This is a genomic window from Oleiphilus sp. HI0066 (genome assembly GCF_001635725.1).
Genome location: NZ_LWFH01001572.1, coordinates 1 through 869, shown reverse-complemented (window position 1 = coordinate 869; position 869 = coordinate 1). Strand labels below are relative to the sequence as shown.

The following is an 869-nucleotide window of genomic DNA, read 5'->3' as shown; positions in this document are numbered from 1 at the left end:
AGCCTACGAAGGAGTTAGTGACGCGTGCTTGCACTTAGGACAAAGACAAGAAGCCCAAGAAGCTCTCCAAGAAGCCGTTACTATTTCTCCTAGGATGGTCAAAAGGCAGTCTAAATTGGCGAGTTTATGCGTTGAAAATAATGATCTGCGTTCTGCAAGCGAAGCATTCAGAAAAGCGATCACGTTTGGAGAGAATACCGTTCACGAAACACCTACCCTCTACTTAGATTTCGGGCGTTGTTTAAGTGACCTATCAATCGGAGATACGACTAATCAGGGCAACACTCTCGCGAACGAGGCTAACATTCAGCTTGAGACTATTCTTGACAAATTTTCTTATGAAGAGGAAGCGTGTCATTGCGCTAATTTAGTAAAAGCTAGAGTACTAGTTGGCCGAGACAAGCACGAGCAAGCGCAAATGCTAATAGATGAAGTACAATCTTTAATTGATGTCGAAGATCTTAGCGTTGACCTAGGCTTGGAATTAAGCCGCAGCCTTTATACCACAGGTCGGCAAGACGAAGCCGAGAACTTACTAATAAAGCTATCTCAAAAATTCGAATCAGACCCTCAAGCCCTAGGCAAGATAGAAGCCTTACTAGATGAACCCGAACCTTTTGAACTTAGAATAAAAGCCAAGAGTCTCAATAAAACCGGCATTCAGCTATTTGAAAGTGGGCAACTTCAGTCTGCTGTTGAGTCGTTTACATCAGCCCTAGCTCTCACTCCAAAGCACGCCGCACTTAATCTTAACTTGGCACAAGTTGCACTTAAGTTATATAAAGATGAATCATCGCCAAACACTTTGAATTTAGCGCAGGAATGTATAGAACGAATTCAGCACATTCCTAAACAACACAAGCAATTTC

Annotated in this window: 1 protein-coding gene; it reads left to right on the top strand. The window is 42.7% G+C overall.

Annotated elements, in window-relative coordinates; translation table 11 throughout:
• Nucleotides 1-115 precede the first annotated feature (115 nt).
• The coding region (locus A3738_RS24870; RefSeq protein WP_369819833.1) for a tetratricopeptide repeat protein at nucleotides 116-869 on the top strand (754 nt) is incomplete at its 3' end.